Origin of the sequence: Brucella pseudogrignonensis (assembly GCF_002252525.1) — a bacterium.
In the GTDB taxonomy this organism is placed as follows: Bacteria; Pseudomonadota; Alphaproteobacteria; order Rhizobiales; family Rhizobiaceae; genus Brucella; species Brucella pseudogrignonensis.
This window is the reverse complement of the sequence record NZ_NNRM01000011.1, coordinates 113,707-133,083: the sequence shown is the minus strand read 5'-3', so window position 1 is coordinate 133,083 and position 19,377 is coordinate 113,707. Positions and strand designations below refer to the sequence as shown.

Genomic DNA, 19,377 nt, shown 5'->3' with positions numbered 1-19,377 from the left:
TAAAGACACAACGCGGCGCTTTTGAAAAAGTGGCTTTGAAACCCTATACTAAGCCAACTAGTAAGCTCGTAACAGGAAAATAGCCGATGAAGCTTCTATCTATTGGGTTAGCCATTATGCTCGCTGTCTCGCTTGGGTTTCCAGCATATGCCGAAGTGCGCTTTGGCAAGAATGTGCGCGTCGGTGGTCATGATTTCTCCAATCAGACCTTTAACAGCAAACGGCGGGGCAAGGTTTATCTCTACGAAGGTAAGCCCCGCAACGAAGGTTGCGTCTGGCGAAAAGGCAAGAATGGCGAGCGCGTGAAAGTCTGCCATCTGCAGACGAAGAAGAAGCGGAAGTAATCTACGCAGTTTACGATCGGAGAGCATGCGCGCTGCTGGTTATGAAGGTAGCTAGCCCTTCGTTCGTTTAGTTTTCCCGTTCGGCAAGCACCGCCTTATGCATCGAATAATGCCTTTAGAGCTGACGAGGCCCATGCTTGGAAACCTTCGTATGAGAGGTCCGCTATGATGAGATTTTCGGCGTAACGTAATCATAGATGCGAACGGTCGGTGCGATCGCATCGCTATCAGCATCAAAGCAGATAAGCATCGTATAGCCGTTATTATAAAAGCCCGAGAGATCATTGATTTGGGTAAATGGACGAGATGCTAGCTTGAAAATTTAAGCAACTCGGATCAATAGCAAGGCAGAGATAGAGCGCCGTATTGCTTGTGATGAGCTTCATGGAGAAAGATCACACCATTCATTGGTGATTAGCCAAGTTCAAATAGCTCTGCTGAAAAGGGAAATTCCCAGGCAAGATTGGGGCTATCGGATATGTAGGTCTTCAACGTTGATACCCCGAGATCGATAGTATCGGTTGGAAGCTATGTTGCGGTCAGAACTCGCTAGAAAATATGGACTGAGTATGAGGGGGAATACGAACCTTAATAGGGTCGTTATGCCTGAAATAAGAATGTTTGAATATCGAGTTGATGATATTTCTGGCGGAGAGAGCGGCCTCTTACGTGCAAGTAGAATTGAGTTAAGCCATTGAAAAATAGGTTCGAATAATTACTCGAACGCCAAACTGCGTATCATTTTGTGTACCAATTTTGAGGTACACTAAACTTTGGATTTAAACAGGACTTTCCAAAGCTGTGAATGCAAACCGCCTGACGATATCTGTTTCTAAGTTGTGTGGTATTGTGATTCGGCGTTTTTGTTGGGGGATTTTAAATGCAAGCTCGTTTCGAGATGACTGTAGGACGGGAAACTTTAAGCTCAATTCTAGCTGATTTTCCCTTAGACAGTGTTTATTGGAATGAAGCACAGAACAGATTCCAGTTTATCGATCGACTGCTGATCGAATGCCTCGGATGGGATCAGAATAATATTAAAGTTGAAGTTATAGATGATGCTGGTGGCAGGTCAGATTACCACCTTGGACAGCCGATACGAGCTGTTCTAGAAGCAAAACGCGAAGCACGAACATTTGATTTTTTACCCGGGGTGAAGCCCGGACAAGCCAGAAAACTTCGCCCACTCGTAGAGGGATGTCCGATACTTGATAGCGCGGTGAAACAGGTCATTCCGTATTGTGCGATGAATGGTGCCCAAGTTGCAGTAGTATGCAACGGCCCACAAATGGTAATATTTCAATCTCAAATTCACGGAATGTCGCCCCTTGACGGAGAAGCATTTATTTTCAACGGACTACATCAGTATAGAGATAATTTTTCTTTACTGTGGAAATTACTCTCTCCAGAAGGCGTTGCTGAAAATAGAGCCTACCGCGATCTAACCAATATCAGAAATCCTCGGGTTCCTCCCAAAGCGATTACATCCATTGGCGATCCAATGGCATATCGTTACCGAAGTGACTTTCAGGAGAATCTTCGCGCACTGGCCTCGGTACTGTTGGACAGTGTTGAAGATAATAACGAAGTGAAGTCTGATTTCTATCGAGAGTGCTATGTTCCGATGGATGCAAACAACAGACATCTTCTCTTGAGCAAGAATATAATTGATGCTCGATATAGGCGCGTAAGTGATAATGGAATATCACCGGCCAAGTTAAATACTAAAGTTATAGATGGAAAAGTCTCAGTTGATGATGCTTTGGTGACTGGCTCGTTTGGCCGTAAACCGATAGTAGTGATTGGTGATGTGGGAGTTGGTAAAACATCTTTTTTTGAAAATCTTTTTGAACAGCTCGATGAGAAGCAAAAGAAACTAACTTATTACTTGCACATAAATCTCGGGGAACAGGCAACTCTCTCAAAGGACGTCAAGACGTTTATTCTATCTCGTTTGCCAGATATCCTAAAATCTCATTATGGAGTTAATATTGATGATTTGGGCCTCGTCAAAAAGATATACAAGGATGAGCTTGACGATTTCGATAAAAGCGTCTCAGGCGCATTAAAGGATGTAAGCATAGTTGAATACGAAAGAGAAAAGATAAAATTTTTACAAGAGAAAATGGCAGATCGAGGCCGCCATATTCAGCTTTCGTTTTCTTTTTTATCAAAGAGGCAGAATAAGCAGATAATAATTGTAATTGATAATGCAGATCAGAGATCATTTGAAGTGCAGCAGGAAGCTTTCCTGATCGCGCAAGAACTATCGTCCGAGCAAAGTGCTCTGGTGTTTGTCGCTTTAAGGCCGAGCACTTTCTATCAGTCGAAGCTCACAGGTGCGTTGTCGGGATACAAGAACCGTGTTCTGACGATTTCGCCACCACCTGCGGATGAAGTTATAAGGAAGCGCGTTACATTTGCAGTAAGAATTGCTGAAGGAAAAACTGCAGCTCCTGTTCTAACGGGCGTGCATTTGAATATACAAAGTATTGTTCTATTCCTGACAGCCTCTCTTCGTTCAATAAAGTCAAATCCTCGAATACAGATGTTTCTTAGTAATATAACAGGTGGAAATACAAGGTTAATTATAGAATTATTCACGGGATTTTGCGGCAGTCCGAACGTAGAATCGGAAAGAATTGTTTCTATTGAACGAGAACAGGGAAATTATCAAGTACCATTGCATGAGTTTACCAAGCATGCTCTGTTAGGAGAGTATGCGCATTTTAATCCTGTTTCGTCTCTAGTTGGTTTTAACTTATATGATGTTAGCCTTCCAGATCCAAGAGAGCACTTCTTGTCCACTTTGATTGTGGCGTACATCAGTTCACCAATGGGTAGAAAGGATAATGACGGATTTGTTACAGGCGAAGAAATCCTTATTGAGATGGTTCGTCAGAATTTTGTTGATGAACAAATTCGATTTGCACTCAGGCGCTTAGCAAAGAAGCGGCTTATTGAAACTCCGCACGGGCATTACAGAGAATTGTCTGTACCTGATGATGAGATTCCTGACAAATTTCAGTTCCGAGCAACGTCTATTGGGCTTTATCATATCCGCCAGTGGGCGGGTTCATTTGCGTTTTTGGATGCGACATCCATTGATACGCCGGTCTTTGACGAAGACGTTAGGAATATTATTTTCGATAACTCTAATTCGTTCAGTATAAGTGATCGATACAAACGCGCGGATAGTTTCAAGCAGTATCTTGAAAGTCAGTGGCACATTGCAAATTTCCAACAGAATTATTATGACTTGATTCCAGTATTTGCCACGGAACGTTATTCATTCCAGTCAGTTAGCGATCATATACTGAAGAGAAAGAATGGTTCAGACAAGCAAAGAGGTTGGAGCCAAAGACGTAGGTTTTGAGGTCGATATAAATTTTATTTTAGAAGCAGTCGATAAAGGGTTCCCGACTGCTTCTTTTAAATTTCTATTCTATTGAAAATTGTATTCTTTGATCAAGTATTTTCATTTCTTCCACGACTTGTTTTTTCTGTTTGCTGTACATGATGGCTACCACAAGAACGAGTGGCAGAAACAGCAGAGCAAAAATCAGCAGGGTTAGCCAGAACAGAAAGTTGGTGCCAATCTTTCCATCATAGATGTATCTGACCTGATCGCCCTTGATGTTGACATCAAGCTTGCCTTTGAAAGATGCGATTGGGTTGAACACTGACGTTTTGACCCGGCCCGAGATTAGCAATCCTGTTGGGCTTGGTTTCGTTTTGATTTTGTTGAATGTGCTGGATAGCTCTTTGATAAATACCTTTTCAAATTCTGCTGCTGTATCGATCTGATCTGTCTGGATTTTGCCTGATACTGAAAAGTCGCTCATGTCTGTCTTCCTGATTGGCGTAGGTTAGGTTGTTTATCTTGTTTTGGGTGCAACCCGCGGTGGCGGTTCGGGTCGCACTTGTTCCTTGTCAGCTTTCTCAAACTGATCTGGTGATTTGGCTGCTGTTAATATTGGGCTGGCTAGCTACACTGTCTCAGTGCTTGAGCAACGGTTTGCTCGGTCGCCTTGTACCTTTTGTAATCGATGCCATTCACTGTTAACCTGACTACGATTTCGGAATCGGTCTTGAGCAAATTCTCAAAGGTGAAGGCGAAATACTTTTCTGCATCTCCACTCTCCAGTGAGGTTTCAACTTTGGCGATGGCGCATACACAGGTGTCGCGCGCATGGTGTCGAAACTTGTCATCCAGAACGCGCGTTTCCTTGCTGGTTAAGTCAACTCTTCGATCGCGCAGATCTTCCTGATTGAGGGCGATCATTGTCTGCTCGCACATTTCAAAAGGCTTCTTGATGAAAGGTGAGCGGCTTTCCATCTCGGACAGTTTGGCTGTCAGCTCTTTAAAACTCGAATTAAATTCGTTCTCGGCTGGGTTGGTGGCAGCAGGTGGCGTCTCGCTCGCCTGTGGGCCGCTCTGGCCGTTCTGGACACCATCCTGATGGCGTTCTCTGAGCTGCTTTATATACCATTGAGGGATATGGCAGGGGAATGAACGGCATACGAAGCCGCCATTTGGTTTGTTGTCAGTTTTGGCTTGCTGTTTTCGCGCCGGTTCTTTCTTTTTCGAAACAGGAATTTCGGCCGCTGCGGTTTTTGAACCGGAGTTCATTGCAGATTGTTCCGCTTGAAGCCAGTGCTCGCGATATTCCTGCGTTGTCGCTGGCAGCACTTTGCCAGTGAATGAGCAGGTCTCGGCAACTGGAATGAGGTCCTTGGCTTCTGACCAGTTCCCAGAGGCAGCTGCAGATTTCATGGAATGGTACAGATTATATCTGCATTCCGAAATCAGCCGGTCATAGTCGGGATTGCCTTTTGGATTTTTCATCGATCGAAGCAGCAGTGCTGTTTCGTATGTGCTGATGATGAAATCTTTATAACCGGCCTGACCATCTTGAGCCGCTGCTGGAGAAATCGGCCCTTGAGCAAAAACCGTGCTGGTGAGGAGGAGTGCGAATGCGCAACTCAGCTTGCGATTTCTATGTATTTTCAATTCAGGTCCTCCCACATGCGAGCTGAGATCATTTTCTGCTCGTTTCCGATGGCGTTGGCATAAATGGATGTGATTTCGATTGCTGAATGTCCCATCCATCTTGAAAGAAGGTTGAGAGGCACGCCGGATGAAATGGCATTGACTCCATATCCATGCCTCAATCCCTTGGGGGACGTGTGTGGGCCTTCCGAAATTCCGGCGTCCAGCATAACGGATTTGATGTAACGCCAGCCGGTCGCACGCGACCAAGGCCAGAGTTTGCGATCCAGCTTTCCTGGTCTGCGGATATGATGAACAAGCTCAAGGGTATTGATGAGTTGTGCTGGAACCGGAACTGACCGATAAACGCCGGATCGTCTCTTTTTAAGCGTCTCGAACACGACCGTCTCATTTTCGAGATCAACCCGGTCAACCGTCAGGTTGAGGGCTTCCGAAATTCTGCATCCGGTATAATGCAGTGTTTCACAGAAGGATCGGACAGCGCTGGGTGTCTTGGCTGCTGATTTGAGGAAAGCCTGACGTTCCGAGGCAGTCAGATAAAGCCTCTTTCCGCTTGGATCATTGATCATGGCAAAGCGTCTCCACTTGGTTTTGAAACACTTTATCGAGTGGTGATGAGTGCGTACGCGGCAGATATGACTGCGGCTGGCAAGAATGCGCTGAAATGAGTAGTTTTGAAGCCGCATGAAAAAGCAGCCTCTCACACGGCGGCAGTAGCCGACACGCTGTTATAAAGGGATGTGCTGTTCGTTCCATTCAGGCCCCCTGAAACCGAATATACAATTCGGTCTCGGGCTTGAGCCTGGGATTGAGCATTCAAAGAAAAATGAAAAAGAAATGGCTCGCTTTTTGTTGAAACAATTCTTCTAGGAAGTGTTTCAAAAACCTTGGAAAATCGGGGGTTACGAGCCCAAAAACATGTGATACAAGGGAAAAATCGAAACAGAATTGTATATTCTGTTTCAGGGATTTTCACATGTCAGATGTCTTTTGCAAGCTGTATTATTTCGGCGAATAGATGCTCGTTGGAATGATTTGTATCCTTGGGCGTCATGTTGAAGACAAAACTACCGGCGCTTTTTCTGCTGGGCGCAATGTTAATGCTCTGCAACTTTTGTTCGATTTCCTCCCAAGCCAGATCGTTGATACGCATTTCCACCAAAGCAGTTTTATTCCTGCGCGGCCGGAACCAGATGAAGTTACGATTTGCATTGCTCAGAGAAACGTAGTTTTTAACTCCATCTTTTTCTAGCTTAAGACCATGGCTTTCAGCAATACTTTCGAAATAATTAGCATAAGAAACTGTTTCGGGTTGATTAGTTGTCCACCAAGCAAGGTTGTATTGACCAACCTCGCTACCTGAGCCATCATCGACCTCTTGATAAGTATCCAACACCTTGGAAAAATGAAGGCCCTCTTTGCCATCTATCTTAATAAGCGAAACTTGTACTGCAACAATCGGTATTGAGTGGCTTAAAAGGTGAATTACATTAAAGAATCTTCGATTGATATCTTCGGCTACCAACACAGCAATGTGATGTCGCGTTGGCCAACGACGCTTTTCATTATCCCAATACTCAATAGTACGAATAATATGAGTTTCATCTGTAGCGCCAAGCATGATTTCAACTTCATACATTGTATCATTAGAAGGGTCTTTAAGAAGCATGTCTATACGGCCACCCGTAGGCTGGGACCGCTCCTTTTGAAGAGCTTCAAGATCTCCGAAACCCAAACATGATGGGTTCTTCCAAATCATATCTTGAAGCCAAGCTTCATTGTATCCCGCTTCGCGAATACCTTGCACCGATGTTAGTTGAACCATATTCATTTTCCGCCCCCATTTATATCTTTTATTAATTTACATGTAATTTAGTCAATACAGCTAATATTGACCGTGAAATTTAGGCTGCACTGCTTTGAAGTAAGTGATTGTAGCCTTTTGAACGCCTATCCGGCTTTTTTATAAGTGATTTATAATCTGAAGTAATAGAAATTCCGATATCAATTACAGAGAATGCAGTCAGGAAAAAACGTTCAAGTTCATTTTTAGCCAAGTTAGGGCTTTCAATTTCTAATGATAGCTTGCGCCAGTTTTTTACCTTTTCCATTAACTCTCGGAATATTGGAGTTTCTTTGGTAAATGGAAACCAAACTCCCTGTAGTGATTTATAGTTAGCTTCATTTCTTACAGTAGACAGCCAGTTTCCTGATGGATTCTTTCCATTGTTGCTGATTGAGTTTTCAATATCAGAAAACATATTTGATAACTTCAACCGTCTGTTCTCAGAAGCACGAAGTTTGAGAGCATCTGACGATAGTTCCTGAAGAAGGGTGCGGTAACAGCTCCAGAGATCTTTGTGACTCTCGTCTTGAACTTCTAGCGATATCTCTTGTTTATCTGGCGAGAACTTAATCAGATAATAGCTGGATGGAAGTTTGGGTAAATATCCAACCTCCGACGAGCATCGATCTTTGATAAACCTCACGTGTCCGCCTTCGAGGTGACTGAATGAGCGACCAAAATATCTTAGAGTAGAATGAGCCGAGAAATAAGCCGCATAATAGACTTGTATCAGTCGCCAGGATGTTAGTTTGGTGAACGCGGACGTCTTTTCAAGTTCATAGACTGTCTGTGCAGCATGGGAGGCAAACTTAAAAGCATCCAATGAAAGACACTTTTTAACATCATTTTTATCATGGCAATAGATCGAGGCATTCGGAGGTGAGTTATTTAAGTCATAGTTTCCTTCCATTAGCCATAACTTCATCGTCTGACGGCAGTCATCATCAGACACGTAGCTTAACGGATGCCAAAGAGAACGCAAAAGCTCCAAATCACTCTGGTTCAAAGTTGAAACTCACCTTTAAAGTGCTTTTCCAGATATTCAACAATTTTGGATTGCGAGGATCCGGAAAGCTTCGAAAGCTGAATGTTGTCAAAAAGAGGAGTTAAGACCGTATTAAAATTATCAATTGTATATTCTGGTCCAAATCGATCTTTTACTCGTCTTGCCGCGTGTATAAAGAAGGAAACTATAGACCTAAATGTGACGCTGTTGAGTATTAATGTAGGCTCTCCGCCATTCCTAATAATTTGATCTCTTACGCACGCTATGTATTCAGAAATAATATCGTATATCTCATCGGGTCCTCGCGAAGAAATCACGGGATAAATACTTTTAAGTGCCGCATTGAATGTGACTCGTGAAATCTTTGATTTAGATCGCTTTGATGGAGATAATTGGTCATAAAGCGGGCTGCTAGGATCATTGTTCATCCTGTCAAAGACGTCTCTAAACAGCTGCTCCTCTGAATTTTCGTATTCAGCTTGTTTCTTTATATCAAGTAATAATTCAGATGGAACGCCGCGTTGTTTGGAATTTATATCAATAAAAAGACGCGATTCGTCGCGCCTGCTCAAGCCATCATAGATTATGACAGGTACACGTATTTTTGTTTCAGCTAACCTGAAACCATAAACTCTGTGTTGTCCGTCTAATATTAAGAAGGAGACAGGCGTTGATTCAAAGCTTATTGTTTTGTTTCGTGAGTCATAATCAATTTCTGCTATTTCTTGAGCGGAAAGTATTACTGAGGTAGGGATGGTTCCATGTCCCGTGTCAAGATACGCAGCAATTTCTTTAGCACGCTTTTCATCGAGCAGTCGTTGAAAACCTTTATCAGGATCTTCATCTCTTGTTGAAACAAATGTGCATGCTCCTAAGACGTCGCTAGGCATAGCGAGTTGATAAAAGCGGTGTTCACCTTGTGTTAGTAGAACAGCAGCGTAGCTTTCCTTTGCCATATTGACCTTTGAAATAGTTCTTCGACTGAGCGTTAGTACACTCATTTTATTATCATTATCAAGAATGATGAGCTTGACGTTTACAATATATTTTCGACTGGCCTTATCAGGCCAAGCGCACCGAGAATTTAAGCTCAGAATTTACCTTTGTTTAAGTGCGCTAGAAGAATGCCTGATCTGTTCTGAATTAATTCAATCTGGTGAGGTTCGCTCTGAATAAAACGGATAATTCTTAGCATCGACAGCGGGATAGGCTTCCAACAGAACCGTATGCCTTGGGCTGGATTGCTGTTCTCTGGCATATTTGGATGAGTAGGTCAGCATCGGCTCAATTCCCCTGCCGTCATCCTTAAACTGCTTAATGTCGATCTTGGATATGATCTGGTCCCTGAATTGTTTGGCTTTCAAAGACAGAAGATGATTTTCAAATTCATGCTGATTGTTTGGATGGACCAGAAGACAGGCATGAATATGTGGTGTCTGAAAAACTGTTGCAGCGGCACCTTGAGCCGTGCCTTCAACATCCAGACAGGCTACAGTAAAGGGCTGATATTTGAGTTTATTGCCTGCTCTCGGCCCCATAACGGTTCTGACAGCATCCAAATACCAGAGCCGGAAGGATTCAAACATTGGTCTGGAGTTGTAAATTGACTTCGCATCTTTAGCTGCAAACAATCCGGTTCTGAACTGCATTGTTATGAAATACAGATTTTTCTCAAAATGAGCCTGTTTGTATTTTATATTTGGATCATTAAAGTCAAATCTGAATTTTTCCATAAAGAGATCATAGAGCCATTGATCATGACTAGAGTTAATTATTGATCTGCCTGTCGGCAGATATCCATAAATGGATGGATTCTGTATATTCATTATTATGTTACTTTCATATTTTTAGTTAAGTTTTACAATTACCCTGGGAATGGTTACCCAGAGTTGCAGGCCCGATCGGGGTTTATTTTATATTCATAATCCAGGGGGAATTCACCCAAACATCATTTAGTTCGCGGCCGCCGGCAGCCGCGATCAACAAAATAAATTATATAAAATCAATTATAGGAAAATAGTCCTAGTCAACCCCATTGAGGGGTCGACTGATTTTTGAAATTTTTCAGCAGATTGTGATAGTGATTGAAAAGCGGAATAACATTATTATAGCCTTTTTTTACTAAAATGTCACCCATTTTTTTCAGTTTTTCAGAATAATAAATTAGTTCAGCATCAGTATAGTTCATTAATTACATTAAACTTGCCAAAGGTTCCTTCAGGTTGGGCAGTTGCTGAACTCCTACATTATTTATTTTGGCAAATATACTATCATTTGCATGAAAAAGCCTATCAAATGCATTTTGGCTATTGACCAGATGCATTGATAGGCTCGCTTTTGAATAAGTTATTGTAAAGGCTTATTTTTTCCAATCGGCTTCTAAAAGCTTCATGTAGTCCAGAATGTCGTTTAATGGGTATCCGCTGCCATAATGCGCCCCGATTGACCCGTCTTTATGCCCCATCAGGTAGTTTTGCAGCTCGGATGGGAGCTTATGTTTTCTCATTCTATCTTTGAAGGTGTGCCTAAGGCTGTAGATGCCATGCTCATCAGTTTCACAGAGACCATGCGCTTTCAGATATTTGTTCACATTGGCTGAGAAATTGTCTGGTCCTGTTGGGCCGTTATGAGAGGGGAAGCCGTGTGGATATTTCTTGAAGGCAATCAAGCTTTGGCCAATCAAAGGGATTTGTCTGCCTCTGTGGCCAGTTTTGAGCTTCCTGATCTTGTTTGGTTTGATGTCAATGTGAGGAACTTCATGATCCAGATGGATGTCCTGAGGTTCCAGCCCACATATTTCCTTCGGACCGGTTCCTGTGTCCATGATGGCATAAAGGATATGCAGGGATTCATCATTGAGTGATGAGAAAGGGGTGCCTCTGAGCCACTTTTCTTTCAGGAACTGAATTGAATAGGCCGGGCGGGCCGCCTTTTCTTCTTGCAGGCTAATTTTGTTGAAAGGATTATCCTGCTTGAGATCGTTCTGTTCCAGATAGAACCTGATGATTTTTCTCAGATGCATAATCTGCTTGTTGGCAGTACCTGCTTTCAATTCCTCAGTTTGAACCAGGTCAACCATGTGTGATCTGTAGCTAAGGGCAAGCTGTTTGGTAATCTGGGAAAGGGGTTTGTCTACCCCAAAGAAATCATTGGCTCTTTTGACAGCCAGTTGGACAGGAGCTTTCTTCTTTGAAATCTCTCTGGTGTTTTTTCCAATCAACTGATCTCTGGTATTCTCTTCATAAAAATTCAGTACATCATTCAGGGTCGGTAGCTCAGGTGCCATGCCAAACAATGATTGCAGGGCAACCTCATCATTAATCAAACCTTCACCCAAATTAATTCTGCTAAACAGTAAGGATGGATCATTTGCCTTAATCAGCTCATCCATCGGCTTATATTGAATGCCAACTTGAGCAGCTTTTGCTTTGAGGGTGCTCAGAGGCTCTATTTCAATGCTGTTTATGCTCTTGCCTGCCTTGAGGCGGTCCATCAGGCCTTCATAATAAGCATGAATCTGGCCATATTTTTCTATGACCTGATGGTGGTTCTTACACTTCAAAGAAGCCTTAAACTCAAGCTTCCCTTCAGCCAGCACTCGATATTGAGCAGGGATTCGCCTTCTGTAGAGGTAATTACCATCACCTCTTACAAATAGGTACTGAGCTTCAAATCCGGGAATGGCAGCTTTTTTCATAAGCACATGCGTACCGATTTGTGTACCAAAAGTACATGCTAACTTATTGATTTTAAGTAAATCAAGTGCTTAAGAGCTGATTATGGCGGAGAGAGCGGGATTCGAACCCGCGATACGGTTCCCCGTATACACACTTTCCAGGCGTGCGCCTTCAACCACTCGGCCACCTCTCCGTCTATTGCTATTGTGATATCGTCTGATGATCAGAACTAACGCAAGCAAGGAAGGGCTTTCAAATCAGGTATTGGTTGACTACCAAAAAAGCCCTTGCGGCGCGCAATATAGCCAGAATGGGCTGATGTTCAACTCTTATTTGGCTTTTCCGCATTAAAATCTTCCAGCCTGTGAGAAGCTTTTTGTAACCCCTGTAACTCATTGTTATTAAATGGATAATTTTTGCGTGATTGGTGGTAATTTCTGCACTTTGGGCTTAACCCGGTGCCATGCTATAATTAAGGTGCTGCAAAGATATAGTGAGGATAAGGTGCCGGGCAGGTTTCCACGGCGCTGCATCTGAAGAAACAGGACAAGAATCGTGATCCGTTTTGTTTTGCGTGGTTTCGCGGTCATTTCTCTGGCGCTTGGCGTCATATTTGCGATTCTGGACGGAGCGCGCTCGGTGGGCGCCTCAGCTTTTGTCACCAAGCCGCTTTTGGATATATGGGCGAGAGCAGCACCTGAAATCCTGGGGGATGCAGAAGCCTATGTGACGCACTATATATCGTCAGGAGTGTGGAACGGGATCTTCGTTCCTGTTCTCGAACAGCCGGGCTGGGTCTTGTTCGGTGTGTTGGCGCTACTGTTTTACGTCGCTGGCCATCGCCGCGAGAAACGTTTTTTACAATTCACCGCGCGGTAAACGGTTTAGCTTCGGCTTCTACGCTCTATGAATTTGTTTGTTCGTGTTGTGTGAGGGTTCCCGCCTTTCATGACATGCATAAGGAGGTGTTAGATGGGTTTTCTGGACAGCTATCGCAAGAAAATTGAAATGCCTTCCCAATCGGATGCCCTGCCGGGCAGGGCAGCACCAATTCCGACTGCTCAAGCGCATTTTGTTTCAGGGCATTCGCTGAAGGGGCCATGGCCGGAAGGTCTGAAACAGGTCATGTTCGGCATGGGGTGTTTCTGGGGCGCAGAGCGGCTTTTCTGGCAGGTGCCGGGTGTCTATGTGACAGCCGTTGGCTATGCGGGCGGAATCACACCCAATCCAACCTATGAGGAAACCTGCACGGGTCTCACAGGCCATGCCGAGGTAGTTCTTGTGGTTTACGATCCAAAGGTTGTGAGCCTTGATGAACTGCTGACGCTGTTCTGGGAAGAGCATGATCCGACGCAGGGTATGCGACAGGGCAATGATATTGGTACAACATATCGCTCGGTGATATACACCTTTGATGAGGTGGATCGCGAAGCGGTTGAGAAGAGCCGGGATGCATATCAGGCAGCACTGTCTGGGCGTGGTCTCGGCCCGATTACAACGGAAATCGCTGATGCTCCGACATTCTATTATGCGGAGGATTATCATCAGCAGTATCTGGCCAAGAACCCGAATGGGTATTGCGGCTTGCGCGGAACGGGTGTGAGTTGCCCGATTCCGGCCGCATCATAAAAGCAAAAAAATCGCGCGGTTAATCCCGCGCGATTTTCTTATTCAGGATCAACATGCCTTCATCGTCACCGGTCAGTTCTTCAAAATCATTCCAGGCGATTTTACGATAAAGATCAGGCTTGTCGGTATAGAGATAGGCTTCACTATAGCCGAGCTCGTGGGCTGCCGCTTCAATTGAAGCCATGAGTGCCTTCGCAACACCCCGCCCGCGGAATTCCGGTGCAACAAGCAGGCTTGCAACCCAAGGCTTGAGGTGAGGGTGGCTGTCGAGATCATTATGAATTAGCAGAACAAAGCCTGCGAGTTCGCCATTCCACAAGGCTGCACGAACGGCCTGACCATCGGTTGCATGGACAAGTTCGTGCATTCCGTCAATGATCTGGTCTTCAGTTGCGCCTGAAAGATAGCCCCACTCTTTGTGGTTCCATTTGGCGCAGGTGGCGGCGAGATCGTTGCGGTCGTCCAGTTTGATGATTTCAATCATGATATTACCAGTGTGGAGGTTTGGTGACGGGCACGTCAGGTGCCGTCTGTTCTTCCAGCAGAAGAAAACGATCGGTGAGAGCTGTCAGTTTCTTGTTCAGTTGATCAACGGTTTTCCATTGTTCGGCCAAGACAGATGATAGCTCTTCAATGGTCTTTTCCTGTTCGGCGACCCGAATTTCGAGTTCTGTCAGGCGAGCGTCGGTGGACATGAGCGCTGTTCCATTTTCTTTAAGCTAGAGCGCCGTGCGTCCTTTTGGACGCACAAAAGACGCTCTAAACTATTTTATCTAAGCATCGTGCTTTCCGAAAATCGTTATCGATTTTCGGGCCGATGCTGCAGAGTGCTTCCAGTTAACACTGAATCATTGAAGCCGCTCTATCTCTTTGTTTTTATAGCAATATCTGACGCAAAGCCGTTTCGCAGCTTTGCTGGGAATGTTCTAAGATGATAAAAAATCCGCGCTGACGGCTCAATAACAATTATCGAGCGGTCAGAACGCGGATCAATCTGTCTCTTATCGTATGGTTTGAAACTTACTTCGTACCATACATGCGGTCACCGGCATCGCCGAGGCCAGGGATGATATAGCCCTTTTCATCAAGGCTATCATCAATGGAGGCGGTGAAGACGTCAACATCAGGGTGAGCCGCGGTAAAGCGCTCAATGCCTTCCGGTGCTGCCAGCAGGCAGAGGAACTTGATGTTGGTTGCGCCGCGTTCCTTCAGCTTGTCGATGGCTGCAATGGCGGAGTGGCCGGTTGCAAGCATTGGATCGACCACAATGATGAGGCGGTTGACGATATCTTCCGGAGCCTTGAAGTAATATTCGATTGGCTGCAGCGTATCGTGATCGCGATAAAGACCGATATGCGCCACGCGAGCGGCCGGAACCAGATCGAGCATACCTTCCAGCAGGCCGTTACCGGCGCGCAGGATGGAGGCGAAGACCAGCTTCTTGCCTTCAAGCGTTGGTGCTTCCATTGGCATCATCGGTGTTTCGATCTGCATGGTGGTCAGTTCGAGATCGCGGGTCACTTCATAGCAAAGCAGCAGCGAAATCTCTTTCAGCAAACGCCGGAAGCTGGCGGTTGAAGTTTCGCGCTTGCGCATGATGGTGAGCTTGTGCTGGACAAGCGGATGGCTGACGACATTAACGCCCATGATTTTTCCACTTTTCTTGTTATCGTTTTTCACTTTAACGGCGAATGATGCCGGAGAAAACGCGTGGCAGGCGCACACGCACAGTTTTATCTGTCTTTGACCATTTTCAGCACTTGCGCAAGTCTGGTGGTTTGAATTTGCCGTGTGAATCTTGGCTGACCACCAGCTTATGCGCGCTAACTGCCGGAAATTAATCACCAGATCACAAAAGGGGTATCGGCCTGCGGTCTGTGCTTGTATCGTCCGGCACAAGCTTTATATGCATCAGGCAAACGGAAAACGGAGATCGGCTTCGTTTCGCACATGAACCGGCAGGTGAGTTATGGGCCAGCAGACAGGCAATGCAGACCGCGTGGGCGCACATGGTGGCATGGAGCATTCGTTCGGCTTCAAGGCAGTGGACGAAAGCGAAAAGCAGGGGCTGGTCAATGACGTTTTCCATAAGGTTGCCAAGCGTTACGATGTGATGAACGATCTCATGTCGGCTGGTATGCACCGCGTCTGGAAAGATGCGATGATCAGCTGGCTGGCTCCATCCAAGCGTCCGGGCTGGACTTCGCTCGATGTTGCAGGTGGTACGGGCGATATTGCATTCCGCATTGTTGAAGCGTCCGGGCGTCAGGCCCATGTAACCATTCTCGATATCAACGGCTCGATGCTCGGTGTCGGTCGCGAACGCGCCATCAAGAAGGGCCTTGCTGAAAACCTCGAATTTGTTGAAGCCAGTGCGGAAGAGCTGCCGTTTGAAGATGCAAGCTTCGATGCCTACACGATTTCATTCGGCATCCGTAATGTCCCGCATATCGACAAGGCGCTGTCTGAAGCCTATCGCGTGTTGAAGCCGGGCGGTCGTTTCATGTGCCTTGAATTCTCCGAGGTTGAACTGCCGCTGCTTGATAAGATTTATGACCAGTGGTCTTTCAACGCCATTCCCCAGATTGGCAAGATGATCACGGGTGATGCTGATTCCTACAGCTATCTGGTTGAATCGATCCGCAAGTTTCCAAAGCAGGAAGACTTTGCGCGTATGATCCGCGAAGCGGGTTTTGAGCGTGTGAGCTATCGCAATTTCACAGGTGGAATTGCAGCGCTTCATTCAGGCTGGAAGCTCTGAGTCTGATATGAGCAATATTTCTGCTGCCATACGGTTGATGCGTGCTGGCTGGATCATGGCGCGCGAAGGCGTGTTGAGTTCACTGCCTGTTGATGATGCTGCAGGCCTGCCTGCGCTGGGGCACAAGTTTGCCAAAGTGCTTGCGCGCAAGCGTGCGAAAGATGCGCCTCGCTCTGAACGCATTTCGCGTGCGATGAACAAGCTTGGCCCTTCCTACGTGAAGCTCGGCCAGTTTCTTGCCACGCGTCCGGATATTGTCGGCAAGGATGTTGCCGCTGATCTGGAGCTGTTGCAGGACCGGCTCGACTTCTTCCCGCAGGCGGAAGCCGTTTCGGCAGTCGAGAATTCTCTCGGTCGCAAGATTGATGATCTTTATGTGAGTTTTGATGCGCCGATTGCGGCTGCATCTATGGCGCAGGTCCATCCTGCCTATGTGATGAAAGATGGCGCGCCGCACAAGGTTGCCGTCAAGGTTATCCGTCCGGGTGTCCGTCAGCGTTTTGCGCGCGATCTTGAAAGCTTTTTCATGGTTGCCCGTATGCAGGAGCGGCATGTGCCTTTCACGCGCCGCTTGCGGCCTGTTGAGATGGTTGAAACGCTTCAGCAGACAACGCGCATCGAAATGGATCTGCGGCTTGAGGCGGCGGCACTTTCCGAGATTGCCGAGAACATCAAGGATGATGAAGGTTTCCGCGTTCCCGATGTTGACTGGGAGCGGACGGGCCGCGATGTCCTGACGCTCGAATGGATCGATGGCATCAAGATGTCGGATATCGGGGCGTTGAATGCGGCAGGTTTCGATCTCAAGAAGCTTGCTGAAACGCTGATCCAATCTTTCCTGCGTCATACGCTGCGCGACGGTTTTTTCCATGCCGACATGCATCCGGGTAATCTCTTCGTCGATCCCAAAGGCACTATTGTCGCCGTTGATTTCGGCATTACCGGACGGCTCAACAAGGATCAGCGGCGCTTTCTCGCAGAAATTCTTTATGGCTTCATCACACGCGATTATCTGCGCGTTGCGGAAGTGCATTTTGAAGCCGGTTATGTTCCGCACAAGCACGATGTGGCGAGTTTTGCGCAGGCAATCCGCGCGATTGGTGAGCCTATCCATGGACAGCCAGCCGAAACCATTTCCATGGCAAAGCTGCTCACGCTTCTGTTTGAAGTGACTGAGCTGTTCGACATGGAAACACGGCCTGAGCTTCTGATGCTTCAGAAGACGATGGTGGTGGTGGAAGGTGTTTCGCGCACGCTCGATCCGCATTTCAACATGTGGAAAGCAGCCGAGCCGGTTGTGGGCGCTTGGATTCGCAAGAATCTTGGACCGCAAGGCATGTTGCTGGATGCTAAGGACAGCGCCTATGCGCTGCTTCATTTCACCCGCAAGACGCCTGAGCTGGTGGCACGAATGGATCGTGCTTCCGTGGCGCTTGACGAGATGGCTGCAAATGGTCTGCGCTTTGACGATGCGACTGCAGAAGCCATTGGTCGGGCCGAGGCGCGGCATTCGCGCTGGGGGCGCATAGCACAGATAGTGATTGCAATTTCATTGGCTGCGATAGCGATTAAGCTCTATATGGAGCTTTAGCTTCACCATAATTCATCTGTTTGTTGATTATTCAACAAAATAGTGATTTCATTGATTGCATCAGCATTAGACCGGTGCAATCAAATGGCCAGTATTACAATCCGCAATCTTGATGACGCTGCAAAAGAGCGGCTTCGCGTGCGAGCCGCTCAAAACGGGCGCTCCATGGAAGAAGAAGCAAGGCTTCTGCTTGGCGGTTTTGAAGAGACGAAGCCGGTAGCCGCTGCTTTGTCGCCGATTGCCGGTTCATTGCGCGATAAGCGTATTCTTCTCATCATCAGCGGCGGGATTGCAGCTTACAAAACACCAGACCTCATTCGGCGTTTGAAAGAACGCGGCGCGCGTGTTCGCACGGTCCTGACCGCAGGAGCGCAGCAGTTTGTGACGCCGCTGACCATCGGCACTGTGTCCGCCGATCATGTGTTTACGGATCTTTTTTCTCGCGAGGACGAACAGGATGTCGGCCATATTCGCCTTGCGCGCGATGCCGATCTGATTGTTGTGGCACCTGCAACGGCGGGGCTTATGGCCAAGATGGCCACTGGCATTACCGATGATCTGGCCAGTGCTGTGCTTCTCGCCCGCAAGGTGCCATTGCTGATTGCACCTGCCATGAACCCTGCGATGTGGGACAATGCTGCGACCCGGCGCAACCGTCTAACATTGGAAAAGGATGGCGTGCATTTCATTGGGCCTGAAAAGGGCGAGATGGCGGAAAGTGGAGAGGCTGGCACAGGTCGCATGAGCGAACCGCTGACAATTGTCGCGGCAATTGAAAACCTGCTTGCGCCACAGGCGAAGCCGCTTGCAGGCAAAGTGATCGTCATGACATCTGGCCCGACACATGAGCCGATTGATCCGGTGCGCTATATTGCCAACCGTTCCTCGGGCAAGCAGGGCCATGCCATCGCTGCGGCCCTAGCACATCTGGGCGCCACTGTGCATCTGGTCTCCGGTCCTGTCACGATCGCTGATCCGCAGGGCGTCAACGTCACTCATGTTGAAACAGCGCGGGAAATGCAGGCGGCGGTCGAAAGCCATCTTCCCGCTGATGCGGCTGTGATGGTTGCAGCCGTTGCCGACTGGCGGACAGCTAATGCAGCCGATCAGAAGATCAAGAAACAGCCGGGCGAGGGTGCACCAACGCTCAGCATGATTGAGAACCCGGATATTCTGGCCGGTGTTGGTCATAGTGAGAAGCGTCCCGGTCTTGTGGTGGGCTTTGCTGCGGAAACGCAGGACGTGCTCGCCAATGCCAGCCGCAAGCTCGACAAGAAAGGTGCTGACTGGATCGTTGCCAATGATGTGTCTGGTGATGTGATGGGCGGCGATCGCAACCGTGTGCGTGTTTTGAGCCGCGCAGGCATCGAAGAATGGCCGGAAATGAGCAAGGAGCAAGTTGCTGAAAAGCTTGCAGAAAAAATTGCAGCCGCGCTTCTCGAAATAAAAAGCTGATTTTTTTATGCGGGGCATGTCACATTCCGATGCAGCTATCTCGTCTTGATGATG

18 protein-coding genes and 1 tRNA gene are annotated in these 19,377 nt (G+C 46.8%); 7 read left to right on the top strand and 12 right to left on the bottom strand.

Annotated features, from left to right (window positions below; genetic code table 11):
* Window positions 1-86: 86 nt before the first annotated feature.
* Together CEV34_RS03930 and CEV34_RS03925 are read left to right on the top strand one after the other, a co-directional pair.
* Window positions 87-344 carry a hypothetical protein gene (locus CEV34_RS03930; RefSeq protein WP_007876479.1) on the top strand — a complete coding sequence of 86 codons (258 nt, stop codon included), beginning with the start codon at window positions 87-89 and terminating at the stop codon, window positions 342-344.
* Between the two features lie 880 nt (window positions 345-1,224).
* The gene (locus tag CEV34_RS03925; RefSeq protein WP_179253460.1) at window positions 1,225-3,720 is read left to right on the top strand and encodes a P-loop NTPase family protein; all 2,496 of its coding nucleotides are present in this window, start codon (window positions 1,225-1,227) and stop codon (window positions 3,718-3,720) included.
* Between the two features lie 64 nt (window positions 3,721-3,784).
* On the opposite strand, the gene CEV34_RS03920 is transcribed toward CEV34_RS03925, so the two are convergent.
* The 9 genes from CEV34_RS03920 to CEV34_RS03880 form a co-directional block, all read right to left on the bottom strand.
* Window positions 3,785-4,189, bottom strand: a complete 405-nt coding sequence (locus CEV34_RS03920; RefSeq protein WP_094543245.1) for a hypothetical protein — start codon at window positions 4,187-4,189, stop codon at window positions 3,785-3,787.
* A gap of 140 nt (window positions 4,190-4,329) precedes the next feature.
* Window positions 4,330-5,358 (bottom strand): hypothetical protein, encoded by a 1,029-nt coding sequence (locus CEV34_RS03915; protein WP_094543243.1) that lies wholly within the window; start codon window positions 5,356-5,358, stop codon window positions 4,330-4,332.
* A complete protein-coding gene (locus tag CEV34_RS03910; protein ID WP_094543241.1) occupies window positions 5,355-5,927 on the bottom strand; it encodes a tyrosine-type recombinase/integrase in 573 nt (190 codons plus the stop codon). The genes CEV34_RS03915 and CEV34_RS03910 overlap by 4 nt, the downstream gene beginning before the upstream one ends.
* A gap of 410 nt (window positions 5,928-6,337) precedes the next feature.
* Window positions 6,338-7,183: a hypothetical protein gene (locus CEV34_RS03905; protein ID WP_094543239.1), complete on the bottom strand. Its 846-nt coding sequence runs from the start codon at window positions 7,181-7,183 to the stop codon at window positions 6,338-6,340.
* Between the two features lie 79 nt (window positions 7,184-7,262).
* Window positions 7,263-8,210 carry a hypothetical protein gene (locus CEV34_RS03900; RefSeq protein WP_235819008.1) on the bottom strand — a complete coding sequence of 316 codons (948 nt, stop codon included), beginning with the start codon at window positions 8,208-8,210 and terminating at the stop codon, window positions 7,263-7,265.
* A complete protein-coding gene (locus tag CEV34_RS03895) occupies window positions 8,207-9,211 on the bottom strand; it encodes a DGQHR domain-containing protein (protein ID WP_235819007.1) in 1,005 nt (334 codons plus the stop codon). Before CEV34_RS03895 ends, CEV34_RS03900 begins: the two co-directional genes overlap by 4 nt.
* A 147-nt stretch (window positions 9,212-9,358) precedes the next feature.
* Window positions 9,359-9,943 carry a hypothetical protein gene (locus CEV34_RS03890; protein WP_143853303.1) on the bottom strand — a complete coding sequence of 195 codons (585 nt, stop codon included), beginning with the start codon at window positions 9,941-9,943 and terminating at the stop codon, window positions 9,359-9,361.
* A 626-nt stretch (window positions 9,944-10,569) separates the two neighbouring features.
* On the bottom strand, window positions 10,570-11,907 hold the full coding sequence (locus CEV34_RS03885; RefSeq protein ID WP_094543232.1) for a tyrosine-type recombinase/integrase: 1,338 nt from the start codon (window positions 11,905-11,907) through the stop codon (window positions 10,570-10,572).
* 83 nt (window positions 11,908-11,990) lie between these two features.
* Window positions 11,991-12,080 (bottom strand) — tRNA-Ser (locus CEV34_RS03880).
* A 362-nt stretch (window positions 12,081-12,442) separates the two neighbouring features.
* On the opposite strand from CEV34_RS03880, the gene CEV34_RS03875 reads away from it, so the two are divergent.
* Complete coding sequence (locus tag CEV34_RS03875) at window positions 12,443-12,766, top strand: hypothetical protein (protein ID WP_007876478.1); 324 nt, start codon at window positions 12,443-12,445, stop codon at window positions 12,764-12,766.
* A 93-nt stretch (window positions 12,767-12,859) separates the two neighbouring features.
* Window positions 12,860-13,516 carry a peptide-methionine (S)-S-oxide reductase MsrA gene (msrA, locus tag CEV34_RS03870; RefSeq protein ID WP_007876477.1) on the top strand — a complete coding sequence of 219 codons (657 nt, stop codon included), beginning with the start codon at window positions 12,860-12,862 and terminating at the stop codon, window positions 13,514-13,516.
* A 19-nt stretch (window positions 13,517-13,535) separates the two neighbouring features.
* On the opposite strand, the gene CEV34_RS03865 is transcribed toward msrA, so the two are convergent.
* From CEV34_RS03865 to upp, 3 genes are all read right to left on the bottom strand, one after another.
* Entirely contained in the window at window positions 13,536-14,000 is a 465-nt protein-coding gene (locus tag CEV34_RS03865) for a GNAT family N-acetyltransferase (RefSeq protein WP_094543230.1), read from the bottom strand.
* Between the two features lie 4 nt (window positions 14,001-14,004).
* The gene (locus CEV34_RS03860) at window positions 14,005-14,211 is read right to left on the bottom strand and encodes a SlyX family protein (protein ID WP_007876475.1); all 207 of its coding nucleotides are present in this window, start codon (window positions 14,209-14,211) and stop codon (window positions 14,005-14,007) included.
* 325 nt (window positions 14,212-14,536) lie between these two features.
* Window positions 14,537-15,163, bottom strand: coding sequence for a uracil phosphoribosyltransferase (gene upp / locus CEV34_RS03855; protein ID WP_007876474.1), 627 nt, complete (start codon window positions 15,161-15,163; stop codon window positions 14,537-14,539).
* Window positions 15,164-15,485: 322 nt separating this feature from the next.
* Here upp and ubiE point away from each other — a divergent pair, with 322 nt between their 5' ends.
* From ubiE to coaBC, 3 genes are all read left to right on the top strand, one after another.
* Window positions 15,486-16,277, top strand: a complete 792-nt coding sequence (ubiE, locus tag CEV34_RS03850) for a bifunctional demethylmenaquinone methyltransferase/2-methoxy-6-polyprenyl-1,4-benzoquinol methylase UbiE (RefSeq protein WP_007876472.1) — start codon at window positions 15,486-15,488, stop codon at window positions 16,275-16,277.
* A 7-nt stretch (window positions 16,278-16,284) separates the two neighbouring features.
* Window positions 16,285-17,868 carry a 2-polyprenylphenol 6-hydroxylase gene (gene ubiB, locus CEV34_RS03845; RefSeq protein ID WP_007876470.1) on the top strand — a complete coding sequence of 528 codons (1,584 nt, stop codon included), beginning with the start codon at window positions 16,285-16,287 and terminating at the stop codon, window positions 17,866-17,868.
* 84 nt (window positions 17,869-17,952) lie between these two features.
* Entirely contained in the window at window positions 17,953-19,323 is a 1,371-nt protein-coding gene (gene coaBC, locus CEV34_RS03840) for a bifunctional phosphopantothenoylcysteine decarboxylase/phosphopantothenate--cysteine ligase CoaBC (RefSeq protein ID WP_007876467.1), read from the top strand.
* The last annotated feature ends 54 nt before the right edge of the window (window positions 19,324-19,377 follow it).

Coding starts and splice junctions, on each gene's coding strand:
- CEV34_RS03930 (WP_007876479.1), top strand. CDS start 87: ATGAAGCTTCTATCTATTGGGTTAGCCATTATGCTCGCTGTCTCGCTT.
- CEV34_RS03925 (WP_179253460.1), top strand. CDS start 1,225: ATGCAAGCTCGTTTCGAGATGACTGTAGGACGGGAAACTTTAAGCTCA.
- CEV34_RS03920 (WP_094543245.1), bottom strand. CDS start 4,189: ATGAGCGACTTTTCAGTATCAGGCAAAATCCAGACAGATCAGATCGAT.
- CEV34_RS03910 (WP_094543241.1), bottom strand. CDS start 5,927: ATGATCAATGATCCAAGCGGAAAGAGGCTTTATCTGACTGCCTCGGAA.
- CEV34_RS03905 (WP_094543239.1), bottom strand. CDS start 7,183: ATGGTTCAACTAACATCGGTGCAAGGTATTCGCGAAGCGGGATACAAT.
- CEV34_RS03895 (WP_235819007.1), bottom strand. CDS start 9,211: ATGAGTGTACTAACGCTCAGTCGAAGAACTATTTCAAAGGTCAATATG.
- CEV34_RS03890 (WP_143853303.1), bottom strand. CDS start 9,943: ATGGAAAAATTCAGATTTGACTTTAATGATCCAAATATAAAATACAAA.
- CEV34_RS03885 (WP_094543232.1), bottom strand. CDS start 11,907: ATGAAAAAAGCTGCCATTCCCGGATTTGAAGCTCAGTACCTATTTGTA.
- msrA (WP_007876477.1), top strand. CDS start 12,860: ATGGGTTTTCTGGACAGCTATCGCAAGAAAATTGAAATGCCTTCCCAA.
- CEV34_RS03865 (WP_094543230.1), bottom strand. CDS start 14,000: ATGATTGAAATCATCAAACTGGACGACCGCAACGATCTCGCCGCCACC.
- CEV34_RS03860 (WP_007876475.1), bottom strand. CDS start 14,211: ATGTCCACCGACGCTCGCCTGACAGAACTCGAAATTCGGGTCGCCGAA.
- upp (WP_007876474.1), bottom strand. CDS start 15,163: ATGGGCGTTAATGTCGTCAGCCATCCGCTTGTCCAGCACAAGCTCACC.
- ubiE (WP_007876472.1), top strand. CDS start 15,486: ATGGGCCAGCAGACAGGCAATGCAGACCGCGTGGGCGCACATGGTGGC.
- ubiB (WP_007876470.1), top strand. CDS start 16,285: ATGAGCAATATTTCTGCTGCCATACGGTTGATGCGTGCTGGCTGGATC.
- coaBC (WP_007876467.1), top strand. CDS start 17,953: ATGGCCAGTATTACAATCCGCAATCTTGATGACGCTGCAAAAGAGCGG.